The sequence below is a fragment of the Streptomyces hilarionis genome (genome assembly GCF_024539675.1).
Lineage (GTDB): Bacteria > Actinomycetota > Actinomycetes > Streptomycetales > Streptomycetaceae > Streptomyces > Streptomyces hilarionis.
The window spans coordinates 30,289-46,774 of record NZ_JAHHIT010000060.1 but is presented as its reverse complement, the minus strand read 5'-3'; the positions used below and the strand labels follow the sequence as shown (position 1 = coordinate 46,774).

Annotated in this window: 14 protein-coding genes and 3 pseudogenes; 13 read left to right on the top strand and 4 right to left on the bottom strand. The window is 68.2% G+C overall.

Annotated elements, in window-relative coordinates; genetic code table 11:
* The first annotated feature begins 75 nt into the window (after positions 1-75).
* Positions 76-1,320 (top strand): acyl-CoA dehydrogenase family protein, encoded by a 1,245-nt coding sequence (locus KMS84_RS15850; RefSeq protein ID WP_256916848.1) that lies wholly within the window; start codon positions 76-78, stop codon positions 1,318-1,320.
* Entirely contained in the window at positions 1,317-1,736 is a 420-nt protein-coding gene (locus KMS84_RS15845) for a RidA family protein (RefSeq protein ID WP_256916847.1), read from the top strand. The genes KMS84_RS15850 and KMS84_RS15845 overlap by 4 nt, the downstream gene beginning before the upstream one ends.
* A 25-nt stretch (positions 1,737-1,761) precedes the next feature.
* Here KMS84_RS15845 and KMS84_RS15840 read toward each other — a convergent pair whose 3' ends face one another.
* The gene (locus tag KMS84_RS15840; protein ID WP_438818941.1) at positions 1,762-1,974 is read right to left on the bottom strand and encodes a DUF5999 family protein; all 213 of its coding nucleotides are present in this window, start codon (positions 1,972-1,974) and stop codon (positions 1,762-1,764) included.
* Between the two features lie 228 nt (positions 1,975-2,202).
* Between KMS84_RS15840 and KMS84_RS15835 the strand changes: the two genes are divergently transcribed.
* A complete protein-coding gene (locus tag KMS84_RS15835) occupies positions 2,203-2,631 on the top strand; it encodes a DUF6299 family protein (protein WP_256916845.1) in 429 nt (142 codons plus the stop codon).
* 815 nt (positions 2,632-3,446) lie between these two features.
* A complete protein-coding gene (locus KMS84_RS15830; RefSeq protein ID WP_308287968.1) occupies positions 3,447-4,565 on the top strand; it encodes an IS630 family transposase in 1,119 nt (372 codons plus the stop codon).
* A 60-nt stretch (positions 4,566-4,625) separates the two neighbouring features.
* Here KMS84_RS15830 and KMS84_RS15825 read toward each other — a convergent pair whose 3' ends face one another.
* The 3 genes and pseudogenes from KMS84_RS15825 to KMS84_RS15815 all read right to left on the bottom strand — a co-directional run bounded on the left by KMS84_RS15825 (position 4,626) and on the right by KMS84_RS15815 (position 6,508).
* Positions 4,626-5,258, bottom strand: a complete 633-nt coding sequence (locus tag KMS84_RS15825; protein WP_256916843.1) for a DUF6368 family protein — start codon at positions 5,256-5,258, stop codon at positions 4,626-4,628.
* Between the two features lie 331 nt (positions 5,259-5,589).
* Positions 5,590-6,110: pseudogene (locus KMS84_RS15820) on the bottom strand (nucleotidyl transferase AbiEii/AbiGii toxin family protein).
* Positions 6,111-6,115: 5 nt separating this feature from the next.
* Entirely contained in the window at positions 6,116-6,508 is a 393-nt protein-coding gene (locus tag KMS84_RS15815; protein WP_256916842.1) for a hypothetical protein, read from the bottom strand.
* 726 nt (positions 6,509-7,234) lie between these two features.
* Between KMS84_RS15815 and KMS84_RS15810 the strand changes: the two genes are divergently transcribed.
* The 9 genes and pseudogenes from KMS84_RS15810 to KMS84_RS15770 all read left to right on the top strand — a co-directional run bounded on the left by KMS84_RS15810 (position 7,235) and on the right by KMS84_RS15770 (position 16,417).
* Positions 7,235-8,446 (top strand): hypothetical protein, encoded by a 1,212-nt coding sequence (locus KMS84_RS15810; RefSeq protein ID WP_256916861.1) that lies wholly within the window; start codon positions 7,235-7,237, stop codon positions 8,444-8,446.
* Positions 8,447-8,611: 165 nt separating this feature from the next.
* Positions 8,612-9,220, top strand: coding sequence for a hypothetical protein (locus KMS84_RS15805; protein ID WP_256916841.1), 609 nt, complete (start codon positions 8,612-8,614; stop codon positions 9,218-9,220).
* Complete coding sequence (locus KMS84_RS15800) at positions 9,214-10,635, top strand: hypothetical protein (protein WP_256916840.1); 1,422 nt, start codon at positions 9,214-9,216, stop codon at positions 10,633-10,635. The genes KMS84_RS15805 and KMS84_RS15800 overlap by 7 nt, the downstream gene beginning before the upstream one ends.
* A gap of 193 nt (positions 10,636-10,828) precedes the next feature.
* A pseudogene (locus KMS84_RS15795) lies at positions 10,829-11,704 on the top strand (IS5 family transposase).
* Positions 11,701-12,267: an SMI1/KNR4 family protein gene (locus KMS84_RS15790; RefSeq protein WP_256916839.1), complete on the top strand. Its 567-nt coding sequence runs from the start codon at positions 11,701-11,703 to the stop codon at positions 12,265-12,267. The pseudogene KMS84_RS15795 and the gene KMS84_RS15790 overlap by 4 nt, the downstream one beginning before the upstream one ends.
* A gap of 130 nt (positions 12,268-12,397) precedes the next feature.
* Positions 12,398-12,934, top strand: coding sequence for a hypothetical protein (locus tag KMS84_RS15785; protein WP_256916838.1), 537 nt, complete (start codon positions 12,398-12,400; stop codon positions 12,932-12,934).
* A gap of 67 nt (positions 12,935-13,001) precedes the next feature.
* Positions 13,002-14,537, top strand: a pseudogene (locus tag KMS84_RS15780) (ISKra4 family transposase).
* Between the two features lie 445 nt (positions 14,538-14,982).
* Positions 14,983-15,267 (top strand): helix-turn-helix domain-containing protein, encoded by a 285-nt coding sequence (locus KMS84_RS15775; RefSeq protein WP_256916837.1) that lies wholly within the window; start codon positions 14,983-14,985, stop codon positions 15,265-15,267.
* A 61-nt stretch (positions 15,268-15,328) separates the two neighbouring features.
* Positions 15,329-16,417: a tyrosine-type recombinase/integrase gene (locus KMS84_RS15770; RefSeq protein WP_256916836.1), complete on the top strand. Its 1,089-nt coding sequence runs from the start codon at positions 15,329-15,331 to the stop codon at positions 16,415-16,417.
* Positions 16,418-16,486 lie beyond the last annotated feature (69 nt).

Here is a 16,486-nt window from a genome sequence, read left to right as displayed (position 1 = left end):
AGTCAACGGTACGCGATACCGTCGGAAGGAAGCCGTGGGCCGGCCGCCGGCCGGCGCGACAGAGGGGACCGGCGTATGCCCGCATTCTCACTGGAACCGGCGCAGACCGCCTGGTGCGCCGAGCTGCGTGCCCTGGCGGCCGACCGGCTGCGCCCCCTCGCCGAGAAGGGCGAGCCCGGCCGCGTGAACCGGCCGCTCGTCGCCGAACTCGGCCGGCTCGGTCTGCTCGCGCGGCTGTTCACCTCCGGCGCCGTCGACCTCTGCCTGATGCGCGAGTCCCTCGCCCACGCCTGCACGGAGGCGGAGACCGCGCTCGCGCTGCAAGGCCTCGGCGCCCATCCCGTGCACGCCCACGGCACGGCCGCCCAACGCCGGCGCTGGCTGCCCCGGGTCGCCGACGGCACCGCGGTCGCCGCCTTCGCCCTGAGCGAGCCGGGGGCGGGCTCGGACGCGGCGGCGCTGTCGCTGGCCGCCCGGCCGGACGGACCGGCGGCCTGGCGCCTCACCGGCGACAAGTGCTGGATCTCCAACGCTCCGGAAGCCGACCTCTACACGGTCTTCGCCCGCACGACACCCGGCGCCGGGGCCCGCGGCGTGACCGCCTTCCTCGTCCCCGCCGACCGCCCCGGCCTCACCGGCTCCGCCCTCGACATGCTCTCCCCGCACCCCATCGGCGCCCTGCGCTTCGACGCCGTCCCCGTCACCGAGGACGACGTCCTGGGCGCCCCGGACCGCGGCTTCCGGGTCGCCATGGGCACCCTCGACCTGTTCCGCGCCAGCGTCGGCGCCTTCGCCGTCGGCATGGCCCGCGCCGCTCTCGACGCCACCGTCTCCCACACCGCCCGGCGGGACGCCTTCGGCGGCAAGCTGAGAGACCTGCAGACCGTCGCCCACCAGGTCGCCGAGATGGCCCTGCGCACGGAGGCCGCCCGCCTGATGGTCCACGCCGCCGCGACGGCGTACGACGCCGGGGAGCCGGACGTCCGCAAACGCGTCGCGATGGCCAAGCTGCTCGCCACCGAGACCGCGCAGTACGTCGTCGACGCCGCCGTCCAACTCCACGGCGCCCAGGCGCTGCGCCGCGGCCATCTGCTCGAACACCTCTACCGCGAGGTGCGCGCACCGCGCATCTACGAGGGGGCGAGCGAGGTGCAACGAGGCATCATCGCGCGGGAGCTGTACGCCGAGCGAACGAGGGAGGACGGCCCGGACCCGACAACCCGAAGCCCCGAACCGGGCAGGCAGCCCACACCGGCAGTACCGGCAGCACCCGCGGTTCCGGTCAAACCGTCCGCCGACGTCGATCAGGAGGCCAGGTGAGCGCCGAGCGCGTCAATCCGCCCGAACTCTCCCCGCCCACCGGCTTCTCGCACGCCGTCGTCGCCACCGGGGAGCGCCTGGTCTTCCTGGCCGGACAGACCGCGCTCGACGCCGAGGGCAGGATCGTAGGGAAGAGCCTTCCGGAACAGTTCGAGCAGGCCCTGACCAATCTCCTCACCGCGCTGCGCCACTGCGGCGGCGCCCCGGCCGACCTCGCCCGGGTCACCGTCCACGCCACCGACGTCGCCGACTACCGCGCGCACGCGCCGCGACTCGGCCGTATCTGGCGTGACCTGGCGGGCCGGGACTATCCGGCCATGGCCGTCGTCGGGGTCGTCCGGCTCTGGGACGAACAGGCGCTCGTCGAACTGGACGGGATCGCCGTACTGGGCCCGTCGCCCTCCGCGCCGCACTGAACCGTGCGGGCGTCCGGCCGTCCGGTCAGGCCGCCACCGCCAGGCCCGTCGTGGACACGCGGTGCGGGTCCACGACCCGGCCGTCGGGCAGCAGCTCGCCCGAGTCGTCGAAGACGATCGTGCCGTCGCACAGCAGGTTCCACCCCTGCTCGGGGTGGGCGGCGACGACGTGCCCGGGGCGGGCGTCGGCGGAGGACGGGGCGTGGGCACGAGCGCCGGGCATCGGGTGGGAACACATTGCGCACCTCCACGTCGACGGGATCGGCCGTCCGGCCGGCCCCATGGGTAGACCATGCGCCGGTCCCGCGGGCGTCGCCAGGGACCCCGGGCAAGCGTGACAGCACCAGGACAAGTCCAGGACCGTTCGTCGACGACCGGTGCGGACTCGCCACCGAAGGAGTGACGATCACCGCCCCGGGCCCGTCCGCCCGGTACCAGTGGAGGCCCCACAACAGGAGGTCATCCCATGTCGATGCGTCCCGCACTGTCCGCGGCCGCCGGCGCCGCCCTGCTCATGCTGGCCGCGCCGGCGGTCACCGCCCACGCGGCCCCGTCGGAGTCCGTCACCGTCGACCCGGCGGGCCGTGTCGCCGCCGACGGCACCGTCACCCTCTCCGGCACCTACCGCTGCCTCCCCGGCACCGGCCCGGTCTTCGTCAGTTCCTCCGTCGGCCAGGGCGCCGACGGCTCCCGGCACGGCATCGGAGGCACCCGCGCGGTGTGCGACGGCGCCGAGCACAGCTGGCAGAACACCGGCAAGGCCACCCCGAACGACCTCGAACCCGGCACCGCCCACGTCGAGGTAACCCTGATGGAACTGAGCCCCGACAGCGGCCTCCCCCTGCCCCGCTTCCACGCCGTCCACCAGCAGGACATCACCCTGACGAAGGCCTGACCCGGCCAAGGTCTGACCGGGCCCCGAGCGGCTGACGGGATGTCGCAGAAACCGCGTCCACGGCTTCTGCGACGTCTCAGATGTCCCGGAAGAGACCTGGCGATTCCGTGACCTGCCACGCTGGACGGCTGTGCGCCGCTGGCCTGCGCAGATGGCCTTTTGGCTGTTTCACGCTCGTGCCCGTTGATGCAGCCGGAAGTCCCAGAAAAGTCCCAGGGCAGAGATTCCTTCCTCGGTGGTCCGGGGGACTGGCGTTCGACCCATGCCCCGCGACCGTGGCCTGCTGACGCTAGGCAAGAGCGGTGGACCAACGTGGAGGTCACCGAGGCCGTGGGAGACGGCCGCTCAGTTCGGCTACGGGGTTTTCACCGAGCCGTCCGGCTGGATGTGCAAGGTCGCGAGCGCGACGCATCGGAGAAGGTGCCTTCGCTCGCCGCCACCTCGACCTGAGCCTGCACCGCGGCGTGGACGCGGGCCACAGAGCACCCCTTGGCCGTCAGCCACATGGTCTTCCCGGCTTCCACCGCTGCGGTGACGTCGCTGTCCGTGGCTCCGCACGGCGCGAATTTGGGCTCTTTCCGGGCACCCCGCACAGCCAAGGCACTGTGCGAGCGGCCCTCCTCTTGCCCTTGTGCCTTCCAGGGATCTTTAGGGGAGTGGACACTTCGACGAGATCGACTTTGACCGTCTCGGAAGCCACTGACGACGTGCGGGCACCTTGGCTCCACCTAGTGCCGTGACCGCATAGGTTCGCCGGGTCGGTGGTTGTGACGGTTGGATGTGCGGTGACATCCGATCCGACCGCTGGAGGCGCGGTGGCCGATCCTGTCCGTGTGCGCAGACTTACCGACCAGGAGGGGCAGAAGCTGCAGCAGATCGTGCGCCGGGGCAGCACCAGTTCGGTGCGTTACCGGCGGGCGATGATGCTGCTGGCCTCGGCCGGCGGGAACCGGGTGCCAGCGATCGCCCAGCTGGTGCAGGCCGACGAGGACACCGTCCGGGACGTGATCCACCGCTTCAACGAGATCGGCCTGGCCTGCCTGGACCCTCAATGGGCGGGAGGCCGTCCCCGCCGACTCAGCGATAACGACAAGGACTTCGTCATCGCGACGGCCACCACACGACCGGCGAAGCTCGGCCAGTCGTTCACCCGCTGGTCGCTGCGCAAGCTGGTCGCCTACCTGCGCAAAGTGCACGGCCGGGTGATCCACATCGGCCGCGAGGCGTTACGGTGCCTGCTCGCCCGCCGCGGCATCACCTTCCAGCGCACCAAGACGTGGAAGGAGTCCCCGGACCCCGAGCGCGACGCCAAGCTCGACCGCATCGAGGAAGTCCTGGACCGTTTCCCGGACCGGGTCTTTGCGTTCGACGAGTTCGGCCCGCTCGGGATTCGGCCCACCGCGGGCTCGGGCTGGGCCGAACAAGGGCGTCCCGACCGGCTGCCGGCCACTTACCACCGCACCCACGGAGTCCGGTACTTCCACGGCTGCTACTCGATCGGCGACGACACGTTGTGGGGCGTGAACCGCCGCAAAAAGGGAGCCGTGAACACACTGGCCGCGCTGAAGTCGATCCGCGCCGCCCGGCCCGACGGCGCACCGCTCTACGTGATCCTGGACAACGTGTCCGCCCACCAGGGCACCGACATCCGACGCTGGGCGAAGAAACACAGGGTCGAGTTGTGCTTCACCCCGACCTACGCCTCGTGGGCGAACCCGATCGAAGCGCACTTCGGACCGCTGCGGCAGTTCACCATCGCCAACTCCCACCACGCCAACCACCCCGTTCAGACCCGGACCTTGCACGCCTACCTCCGCTGGCGCAACGCCAACGCCCGCCACCGCGACGTCCTGGCCGCCGAACGCAAGGAACGCGCCCGCATCCGCAGCGAGAAAGGCATCCGCTGGGGCGGCCGACCCCCTCTCGCCGCATGATCAGACAACATGGCGAGCGTTCCAGGTCACAGCACCACCTCCGCAGCGAATCCGTCTGGGCTACTTGACCAGCCGGAAGGTGGGGTGCCCAACCCAGGCCCGCAGGAACTCCGCCGATCCCAGAGCCATCCAGTCGTCGCCCGCGATCCCCAACACCCCCGGAAGGCCAGCGACGACCGACGCCTGTCCATCCAGCAGCTCGACATTGGCCACGCCCCCGATGACGTCCATGACAGCGGCGGTCAGCAGGGCCGTGGCCACGTGGTCGATCTCGCGATTGCAGCAGGCGCTGACATTGACGGCATGGGTCGGTCTGAAGCCGAGGATGGCCTCCACCTCGGGCTCGTCCGCGTGCTCAGCCTCGAAGGTGCTCTCGTCGCCGACCCCCGGCCCCATCAAGTAGACCAGGAAGGGCCGACGCCAGTCCTCGCGCTGCGGATTGAATCCCACCAGGGCTGCGAGCTCCTCGTCCGCGATGGTGTTGCCGAGGAGTGGAAGCGGGAACGGCTTTCGCCAGTCCTTCTCCCGCCTGTCCTCGACGCCCAGTCGCTCTGCGGGCACGTTGACGTCGAAGAATCCGGGCCGCTTTTCGGCGAAGTGGGAGGAGAGCCCCACCATCGACGCGCGGAACTCCCGCAGCGCAGCCGGGGAGAGGGGCTCCGCCAACTCGATCACCAACGTCGGACCAGACATGCTGGGAGCCTAGTTTGATCGGCTCCGCGACCGCTCAAATTCTTCGCACACCGAGCCCAGCCCGTCCGAGCACCGACGCCGCCACCCCGGCGAACCTATGCGGTCAGAGCACTAGATCCGTCTCGTCTGGGCGACGCTGGTCCGGTGTCCTCCAGGCCGCGTCGAAATCGGCGTCCGGTGCCAGGTCAAGATGGTACGGACGAAGCTGTGCTTCGACGCAGTTGCACACCAAGGGCCTGCCCGGCGCGCTTGTCGTCGGGCAAGCCCGCGACCGACTGCTGTCCCTACCTGCTCATTTCTGGGCTCTTGCTCTGATCTTGTCCCGACGTGATCAGTCGATGTCCGGATCACGGGCTTCTTCCAGGAGACGGGCCGCGAGGTCGTCGGCCCACTCCAAGGCCCAAGCGCGGAGTGCGGTGATGGCGGCGTCGTCGAGCCCATAGGCGGCGAAGGCTTCGTCGTCGGTCCACTCGGCGCCCGTAAGGTTCGCCTGCAGGTCCTCGCGTTCGAAGCGCCCGCGGGCGTGGCGGCGGCCGAACTCCTCGAGCTCGGCGTTGGTCCAGCGGTGGGAGGCTGCGAACACGTCGATCAGGTCGCGGGGCGCTCCGCGGTCGGCGAGGGCGCGGACCTTGGTCCCGATCACGTCCTCCTCCGCGAGGACGGGCCCGTAGGGGCTCTGGGCGACTGGCCGCCAGAAGATCTCCTTGAGGATGTCGATTTCGCATTCCTGTCCGGTGGCCGGGTCAGTCACGGTGAAGCGGGCGGACAGCGGGGCGGTCTCCAGCGAACCAGGGGATACGGGGAGCCGAGCGCGATTACATCCGCCAGGAGCCGCGTGTGCAGCTCCGGCATGTCCGTCACGCGGCTGCCCGGGTGCGAGAGGCGAGCTGCGGGAAGGCGTCTTCCCATACGTTGCGCACGGTGTGACCGACGAGTGTGCGCAGCACCGGCCACAGTTGGAGGAGCAGGTCCCGGTTGAGGTAGCGGGGCAGGTCGTCGTGCAGGCCCTCGTGCAGGACGGTGCGGTACAGGCCCATGCGCTGGCGGGGCTTGCTCATGTCGTATGAGGTCATCCCCGACCAGGCCAGGTGCAGCGGCAGCTCCACGACCCCCTGGGTCGGGCCGTGCAACTCGTCCAGCGACTCCGGCAGACGTCGCCGGAACTTCTCCCGGTACAGCGCGAGGTCCTCGGCGACCGCGCCCGAGAGGTCGCTCGGCGTGGGGGAGGGACGCTGTGGGCTGGAGGGCATGACTCCATTATGGCGGCCCCAGAAGCGGTGAGGCCATGAGGCGTGAGCCTACGTCCGGAGCGAGCGGGAGCGGGCTGGTGGAAGAGGACTGGTCGTGGCAGCCTGTTCCGCCGGAGAGGAGGGATGGACTGTTGGTCGTGACACTCGTTTGACGCCCTGGGCGCCCGCACGCGGGGCAGCGAGCCGAGAAACAGGTCCTGACCTGATCTTTTCCGTGACTCGTTCAGGCTGACATCTTTCCGATGACGCATCATGTGGAGTGCGTGGCGGTGCTTGAGCCGGCCGCGAAGGGTGCCTGACCTGCGGTTTTGTGCGTGCGCATTATGTGCGGTGTGGGCGTTACGGGCGATATCTTGACGCTGAAATGACGCTCGTGACGCTCATTTGACGCTCGTTCTAATGGGGTGTCAGGCGGCTTTTGGGCATGTCAGGCCCTGTTGATGTGGCGAGTGTCGGTGGGGTGTTGAGGGCTGCTGACGCTCTCGGCGATGCGGCCGGAAGTCCCAGAGCAGCCCGCGGGGGACTCCCACGGCAGGGAGCCGCCCTTTCGGGTCTGTACAGGACGTGCCTGCGCGGTGTGGGCTGGACTCCATGGAACGACGGCCTGCTCCGAATGAACGGCAGCGCGCGCTTCTTCAGCGGCTCGCGGCCGGTGAGGAACCCGGAGCTTGGGCGCCGAGGGATTGGCGCTCGGCGTACGCCCTGCGTGACCGTGGGCTGTTGACGGTGCACAGGGACGGCGGTGCTGCCCGGGCGGAGATCACGGAGGCTGGCCGGTTCTATCTCCGTCATGGCCGCCATCCTGACGACGCGGAGCCCGCCCACCGCGGTGGCCCGTCGGAGCGCGTCGTGTCTTCGGCGTCGTACGGCGAGCGGCCCGTCGCCCGTGCGCGGCGGGCGAAAGCTCGTGAGTTGGTCGAACGGCTCCTCGCTGAAGGACACGTTCGCTTCGCCCATGCCGATGATGAGGAGATCGCGGAATGGCGGCGGGTGGTCAATTACGCGAAGCGGCACGGCATGGAGCCGGAGGGGAAGCGCATCGAAAAGGTGCCGTACGGTCTGGCCGGCCTGGAGTTCTTCCTCGCGGAGGGCCCGCATCCCAATGCCCGGAGTCAGCGACCGAAGACAGGTGCTTCGGCGGTCAGGGTGCCTACGCGGCTGGCATCCCTTCACTCAGTTGTAGCTGCACTCAGGGATGACGCGAGCCGGCTGGTGATGCCGACTGCGTTGCGCCGCAGATCGCTTCTGATGCTCCAAGGGATGGCTGTTGAAGCGGCACGGCGAGGCCACGGGGTGCGGAAGGTCGGGTCGTCCTACCGCCCGCGCGAGGGCGGGATGGACGTCGTTGTCGACGGCTTCGCGTATCCGGTCACCATCAGGCAGGAGTTTCCCGAGTCCACCGATCCGGAAAGGTCCTCACGTCTCGTCGTGGAGATCGCCCGCGGGCTGACCGACAGACCCGGCCGCTGGCGGGACCGCAAGAGCCGGACCCTCGAACAATCTCTGGGGCTGGTTCTCGGGGAGATCGAGGCGCGAGCGGTGGAAGACGCCCGGCGCATGGAGAGCGAGGAGCGCGCAAGAGAACAGCGTGCAGTGCGCTGGCGGGAGGCCATGGAGGAAGCCAAGGAGCCTGCCGTCCGGGAGCAGTTCGCCGAGGTGCTGCGTGAGGAGGCCGGTCGCTGGCGGGAAGCCGTCGTGATCGGTGAGTACTGCGACGCCCTGGAGCGTCGTCTCGCTGAGCTGGACGGGGACTTGGGCGAGCAGACCCTGCATTCGCCGCGACTCTGGCTGGAGTGGGCACGATCGTATGCGCGGGGAATCGACCCGCTGCTTAACCCTCCGGGCATGCCGACTCCGCGTGATCCGGCGCCGGATGAACTTCAGCCGTATCTGAAGGGCTGGCGTCCGCACCGGCCTGAGCGGCAGGCTGGACGATGAGTACTGAGGGTGAAATCGTTCATGGGGCGCTCGCTTGAACGAGTTCCGTGGCCTCGCGGCCGAGACAGGGACAGCAGCCGTGGTGGTGGCCGACGACCACGTGTGAACACTGCCAGATTCCTCGCCCTCTGTATCGGAGATGGTACGTAAAGATACTCTTACGTCGTGCCGGGTGAAGAAGAGCACGTCAAGGGCGCCGAGGCGGTGCAGCGGGTCAAGCGGTGGCTTGAGGGCACCATGCGTGTGTCGCAGTCCTACACCAACGTCGATGGTGCGTGGGCGCGGAAGCTCACCTTGCGGTGGCCGAACGGGAACGAGAGGCCCTTCTCGTACGACCTCGGCGGGATGATGCGGGGCGGCGAGTGGGACGGCCAGATGTTCTGCGCCGAGGTGAAGTGGCGCAGGAACGCGAGCGATCAGGGCCCCGCTTACAAGAGCTTCCTGGCCAAGTGTTACGTGGCACTGAGCCAGGAGTACATGCTCGGCGACCACTACATGTGGATCAGTTGGGCTCCCTTCCGTGCCAATGACTGGGATCTACTCACCAGCCCGCAGATGATCCGCGAGGCCGTGCTTGCGGAGTCGCTGCGGATCTTCGGCATCGAGGATCCGGAAGCGGCTGCCGAGTCGATCAAGGACGAGCTTGTGGAGGACTTGTCCAAGCGGCTCTGGCTGGTCGTGATGTCAGAGAAGCAGGAGAAGCTGGTACCGCTGGACGACTGGCGTGGAGTCGTCGCCAACTTCTACAACAGCCAGGGGAGGTCGTCATGGTGACGCCGGTGGCGCCGGAGATTGACAGCGCTCTCGACCACCCCGATCCGCGGCAAGCGGTCGAGCGTGTCAAGGATGTGATCCAGCGGCGTCTTCTGGACGTCTACCCCACCGCGCGGATCGTGCGGACGGACTTCTTCAACCACACCTACGTGCCAGACCTGTTGATGACGTGGAGCTCCGGCACCCGCAAGTCCGAACGACGCGTCTACCTTCGCGCCTCATCTGATCCTGAACTCTTGGCATCGGATGTTCAGCTCTTCGAGCGTGAACAGCAGCCGCTGGTGGTGCCACTCGCCCGCCTCGGGTCCGGGCCTGCACGGGACCAGCTGGAAACCGTCGCCGAGGAACATCACACACTTGTGCTCGAACCCTCCGGACTTGGAGCGCTGCCTGCCCGCGCCCCTACACGGACGCCGACCGCTTTGGCATCCGACGCGATCGTCGAGGGTGGTCGCGGCATCATGGGGGAGCGTCAGGTAGAGCGCTTCCTGTCGATGGTCGGCTCGGGAGTGGAGGCGGCCCGTGAGGGCCAAGCCGACCCCACTCGGCTGGCTCTCTCCGAAGTCTCTCGGCACACGGTGCCTGATGTGTCGCGCCGCATGTCCACGTTGATGGCGGCCATGTGGCAGGGCAGCGGCCGTTCGTTGTCCGAGTTCCCGGCCAACGTGCCCCACCAGACATCCCTCGACGAGACCTCGCTGAGCCTGCTCCTCTCCTCTCCGGAGATCACGGATGAGGCTTTTTGGCGTCGCATCCGACCGCTCGTGGACGCCAAGACGCTGCTGCGTACCGACATTACGGACACACCCAACCTTCAACGGTTGATGCGCAGCGCAGTGCAGGCATGGAAGGCGCACGTGTGCATGGTGGTCGAATCGGAGACTGTAAGGGCCGGGGGCGCTTGGCGCTGGGTCATCGACGATGGACATCTCGGCCTGCGCGGATCTGACTTCGTGGCCTTCCTGGCTGCCAGCCGTAAAGATCTCCATGCTCCAGAGGAGTACGAGGCGCCCCTGCTGGCCGAGGTCAGGGAACGGGCCGCCAGGTTTGCCATCCCCTTGACCTCGATCCGGATGCTGATGACCAACCGCAGCATCGGCTACGACGCCCCGGGCGAAGATGTGACCCATGATCCGCAACTGGATGGGATCAGCGCCGCGTTGGGGCAGGAGGAAGGCGTGGTCGAAGCACAAGCCCTCACCTCCACCCGTGTCCCCCTACGCTGCAATTTCGTCAGCAGGACCGCCAGTCCACCAGGAGCGAGGGCACTCGTTCCATATGCTGAGCTGCTGGGCACAACTCTCCGACTGATTCTGGGCTTGGATGCCGAAGATGCCGCGCAACTTGGGAACTTGCTTGATACGGGCGAGCCAGCCCCAGCTCACTGGGAGCAAGCGGATCTCTTCGACGGTTAATTTTCATAGCCTCGTTGGCGGTCTCTACCCGCCCTTTCGGTATGAATTCGTCGGTCGTAGCCGCCAATTGAGTTTGGCGATTCAGGGCTGAATGTGGGCTCGCCCTTACCCGCGATCCAACCGCATTTCGAATCCCTGAGACCGTGTTTGAGATCTGCCGTGTCCCGTGACTGGCGGGGGCGTTGAGCCCGGCGTGAGTGGTTCAGGGGGCGGGTTTCCGTTGGATTTGACGGGTGATCAGTGGGCGTTGGTGGAGGCGTTGCTGCCGCCTGCGCGGGTGGGTCCCAAGGGTGGGCGACGTGAGAAGCACCCGCGTCGGCGGATCGTGGATGCGATCTTCTACGTGGTCCGCACCGGGTGTGCCTGGCGGCAGTTGCCCAAGGACTTCCCGCCATGGCCGACGGTGTACTGGTACTTCACCTGGTGGCACGACGACGGCACCGTCGAGCGGATCCACGACACCCTGCGCGGCCAGGTCCGGGCCGCTGACGGCCGCAGTGTGGAGCCGAGCGCGGGGCTGATCGACTCGCAGTCCGTGCGCACTGCCGACACCGTCCCCGCCGGCACCAGGGGCTTCGACGCGGGCAAGAAGGTGAAGGGCCGCAAGCGGTTCATTGTCACCGACACCCTCGGTCTGCTCCTGGCCGTCCACGTGGTCGCCGCGAACATCCAGGACCGCGACGGCGCGAAGCACCCACTGCTCTGGACTCGGCTGGACCGTCCAGGAGTTCAGAAGATCTGGGCCGACCAGGGCTTCGCCGGCCGTCTCGTGGACTGGGCCCGGGCGATCCTCGGCCGCGAGCTGGAAATCGTGCGCAAGGACCCGGACCAGCACGGATTCCAGGTCCAGCCCAAGCGCTGGGCCGTCGAGCGCACCTTCTCGTGGATCACCGCGCACCGGCGCCTCGCCCGCGACTAGGAGCAGCACCCCGCCCGCTCCGAGACCATGATCCGCTGGGCAATGATCGGCATCATGGTCCGCCGACTCACCCGCGGCTATCCCGCCACACGGCCGGGCCCCAGGCCATTGATCTGGGTGGGGCCGGACGAGGATTCGGTTCGGGCGTGACCGCTGATGCTGCCGCCCCGAGCGGGACCTGGGACGGCGCCTCGGTGCGCTCTCGTGTTGCCGTGATGGCCCTGGAGGATCCTGAGCGTCGCCGCTTCGGTGCCTCGCACCACGGATACCAGCTTCAACCTCTTCTGTCGGAGGAGGCGATCCGCTCCTTCGAGCAACTGCACAGCGTCACCCTTCCCGCGTCCTACCGGGACTTCCTGGGCACGGTCGCCGGTGGCGGAGCAGGACCTCATTACGGACTGCTGGGCCTGGCGGAGGAAGTGGATGACGAAGAGGCCCTGCATGACCTTCGGACCGAGTGCCTGCGAGTCGGCTTCCTGGCCACACCGTTCCCGCACACCACGGACTGGCCGGGACCGGGCACGGGAGGCGACGCCGACTACTCGGTCGCGGGGACTCTGGTCCTCAGCGAGATCGGCTGCGGCACCTTCTCTCGCCTCGTCATCACGGGCACAAACGCCGGACAAGTCTGGCTCGACGACCGGTCCTGGGGCGGCCTGACCCCAGGACCGGACTTTCACGACTGGTACACCGTATGGCTGGCATCTCAGTAGATCTCAAACACGGTCTGATATTCGAGTGCTGGGATGGGTGCGGCTCGTTTCGAGGGATGGGTTGACCTGGGGAGACGTTGATTGGTGTGTGGATGGGCAGGTCTCTTCCTGACGGGAGGGGGCGGTGCCGGTGGGGTCGTTGCTCGATGCGATCGAGGCCGAGGAGGCCGTGGTCCGGGAGCGTGTGGAAGAACTCGAGTCCCCGGTGGCCGAGTTGACGGTGCGGCTGGAGGCTGAGCGTGAACGGCTGTCGCGACTGGTGATCACCCGGGAGACGGCTGGTGAACTCCTCACGAGGATGGCCGTCGGTGATCCGGGAGAGACAGTGCGGGACACGCCGCCGGCGGCGGAAGAGGTGTCGCCGTTCGCGGGGGCGGAACGGAGGGTCGTGGGGGTTCTGGCGGTGCCGAAGTGGCGGCCGGGCCTGGAGCCGGGTGTGCTGCCACGGGTCTACCAGGACATCCTGGAGGTCGTGGGGGACGCTCCGGGGCCCGTGCGGGCCAAGCAGATCGTGCCGAGGATCGGCCTTGCGGCCGAGACCGCGAAGATCGAGGGGACACGCGCGAAGCTGAAGCGTCTGGTCGAACGCGGCTGGCTGGACGAGGAGTCGCCCGGCCTGTTCGCCCCGTCCCGCACCAGGACGACCGGTTCGCCCAACTTGCCCTGAAAGAAGGGCTCTTCCTTCTAGATTCGTAGGTGCCAACCAAAACGAACCGGAAGAAAGAAGAGCCCGGATGGAACAGTACGACACCGGCGGCACGCCTGACCCGTTCGCCCGCTCGGTCAATGCCTTCGAATCGCTGACGGCGACCCTGTCAGGACGGCCTGCCGGCGAATGGACCCACGCCGAACTGGAAGAACACCTCGATGACGCCGGACGCGCCCTGATCCGCCAGCTCCTGCAGGACCATCTCGACCTGCGGGCGATCCGCGAGGAACAGCAGACCCGTGACGTGTCCGCTCCCAGGCCGGTGGGGCCGGAAGGAACGGTGCGTCCGTGGCGCGAGGCGGGTCATGAGCGGTGGCTGGCCTGCCTGTTCGGACACGTGAGGGTGCGCCGCGTCGCTCACCGGGGACCGGGAGTATGCAACGTGCATCCCGCGGATGCGTGTCTGTCACTGCCGGCCGGGCGTCACTCGCTGGGCCTTGGGCGCCTGGCGGTCACCGAGGCCGTCCGCGGCTCCTACGACCAGGCCCTCGAAGCGATCCACCGCCGTTGCGGCCCTGTGCTGGGCAAACGACAGCTCGCCCGGCTCCTGGTCGCCGCGGCCACCGACATCGACGCGTTCTACCGGGCCAGGATCGCCGTCCCCTGCACCCGCGACATGCCGCTGGTGATCCAGGCCGACGGCAAGGGCATCGTCATGAGGCCCGAGGCCCTGCGCGAAGCGACCCGCCTCAAGGCAGCCCGGAGCTCCGCCGCCGGCCGGCGCGGACGCCTCGCCCCCGGCGAGAAACCCAACCGGAAACGCATGGCCACCGTCGCGTGTGTCTTCGACATCCGCCCAGCCCCTCGCCGCCCCCACGACGTGATCCACCCGCCCGGCGGCCGCACCGAGGACCGCACACCCCGGCCGGGACCGAAAGCCGTGAACAAATGGTGCACCGCCTCGGTGATCCGCCCGCCCGAACAGGTCATCGCCGCTGCCTTCGGCCAGGCCCACGACCGTGACCCGCACCACCACCGTCCCTGGATCGTCCTCGTCGACGGCGCCCACCACCAGCTCGGCCTCATCCACGCCGAAGCCGAACGCCGCAAGATCACCGTCAACGTCCTGCTCGACTTCATCCACGTCGCGGAGTACGTATGAGCCGCCGCGCACGCCTTCCACACCCCCGGCAGCCGCGAGGCCGAGACATGGGCCGCCGACCACCTCACCACGATCCTCGCAGGCCAAGCCCTCCGCGCCGCCGACGAGATGCTGGCCCAGGCCGACCGTGAACGCCTGCCCGGCTCACGCCGGGAAGCCGTCACCGGCTGCCACCGCTACCTCACCGGCCACCTCGACCAGCTCCGCTACGACACCGCACTCGAAGCCGGCTGGCCCATCGCCACCGGCGCCGTCGAAGGAGCCTGCCGCCACCTCATCGGCGACCGTCTCGACATCACCGGTGCCCACTGGGGACTCGAAGGAGCCGAAGCCGTCCTCCGTCTGCGCGCTCTCACCGCCAACAACGACCTCGACGCCTACTGGACCTTCCACACCAAGCGTGAACACCAGCGGCTCTATCCCAGCCCTGACCAGGACGGTTACACACTGACCGCCTGATCCACGACCTTCACTTCAAAAGAGCCGCACCCATCGCCGGTTAGCCAAACCGGCGATCGTGATGACCATTGAGGGTGTTCGTAGCGGCTGTGCTTGGCGGTGGAGCCGTTACGGGATGCAGGCGGTAGTGCCGCAAGTCGCAAGGAGGTAATGAGCGGCCCCGCCTGCGGCTTCCCTGATTTTGCAGTGCCGGCTTCCTCAAAGAAACGGTTCCCATGTCGAGTTTGCGTGAGGGCACTCCGGTGTTGCTGAGCCCGTTCTGTCGCCAGTGTGCTCCCTCTCGAGGAACTCCACCTGATGTGCCGATCCGCGGTACCCCCTGCCCTTTCACCCCGCCCTGGCGGGCCCGTCCGTCTCGCTTGCTGACTCCGCGTCTATCCGCAATCGCGGGGCGGCGTCATGTCAGCAGCGGTTCCGGTTCGGCCTCGGCGAAAGCTGACGGCCGATGAGGGTCTGTGTCGAGCTGCAGGTCTCCCGGTTGACCCGCCGACCCCAAGACCATCCCTACCTCAAGGTTCTCCTCCATGCCTGCACGCCTGCTGTCCATCCGGCCGTCGCCGACGCCCTGGACGTCGACCGCCGCACCGTCTACCGCTTTATCGCTGCCGGCGACTTGCCAGTCGTCGACCTCCGTACCGGATCAGGCCGGTCCCGTGTTCGGGTCCCCGCGGCCAGCCTCGACGAGTTCATCAGCCGCCGTGCCGTCGTACCGCCGGCAGCCCGCCGCTGACCTTGGCCTATCCCGGCCCCGTCACCGTTGAACAAGGAGTAGAGCCTCGTACCTCCGTAAGTTGAAGTCCGGCAAGTGGCAGGCGACCGTACGCAACCGGACAGGAGACCGGTTCAGCGAGTCGTTCCCCCTCAAGGCGCAGGCGCGCGCCTGGGGCATCGAGATGGAGACCCAGTTCGCCCGCGGAGGCATGCGCGACCCGCGGGCCGGTGAGATGCCATTCCGCGAGTGGCACGAGCGATGGTGGAACGCCCGAATTGTTGAGCCCCACACGCTTCGCGGCGACGCATCCAACATCGAGAACCACGTCATGCCCTACTGGGCGGACTGGGAGATGCGGGCCATCACCCGTATGGACGTCCAGAGCTGGATCCGGACCCTGGTCGAGAAAGGGGCGGGGGCTGCTGCGATCAAACGGGCTTACAACCTGACATCCTCCATGATGCGTGCTGCCGTCGACGACGATGTCCTCGCGGTGACCCCGTGCCGCAACATCGACTTGCCTCAGATCGCGGTCAAGCCGCCGCAGTGGTTCACGCTTGACCAGGCACAGAGCATCCTGGATGAACTCCCCGTCGCGTGGCGGACGATGTGCTTGCTCGGCTTCTACACCGGACTCCGTTGGGGAGAACTGTCTGGCCTGCATCGCCACCGCATCGACCAGCGCCGCTCGCGACTGTTTGTGGTGGAGGTCAACAGCAAGAGCGGCATCAAGGAGTACCCCAAGAGCTCCAAGAGCCGTAGAGAGGTCCCGCTCCCGCCTCACGTCCTAGAGGCCCTCGAACGCCACATCCACCGGCTCGACCGCGACGCCGTGGTGTTCACCACCATCACCAAGGGCCGTGCCGGACGGCTCCTCGCCGACAGCAACTGGCGCCGGCAGACCTGGTGGCCCACCGTCGAGGCCGCCCACTACTTCGACACCGACGGCGAGCAGCAACTCGTCCCGCACTACCCGCCGCACTCCATGCGCCACACCTGTGCCTCATGGCTGGTCCAGAAGGGAGTCTCGCTCTACGAGGTCCAGCACCTCCTCGGCCACGAGAGCTTCCAGACCACCCAGCGCTACGCTCACCTTCAACCGGACGCGCACAAGGCTGTCCTCGGAGCCTGGGAACGTCGCGACGTTCCGCTGTCCATCGCCGCTTGAACGTTTCTCCGCCCTATCCTTGACGGACAGGGCGGGGTCGTTTTGCGGGTCACAGGTGGTGTTCGGCTG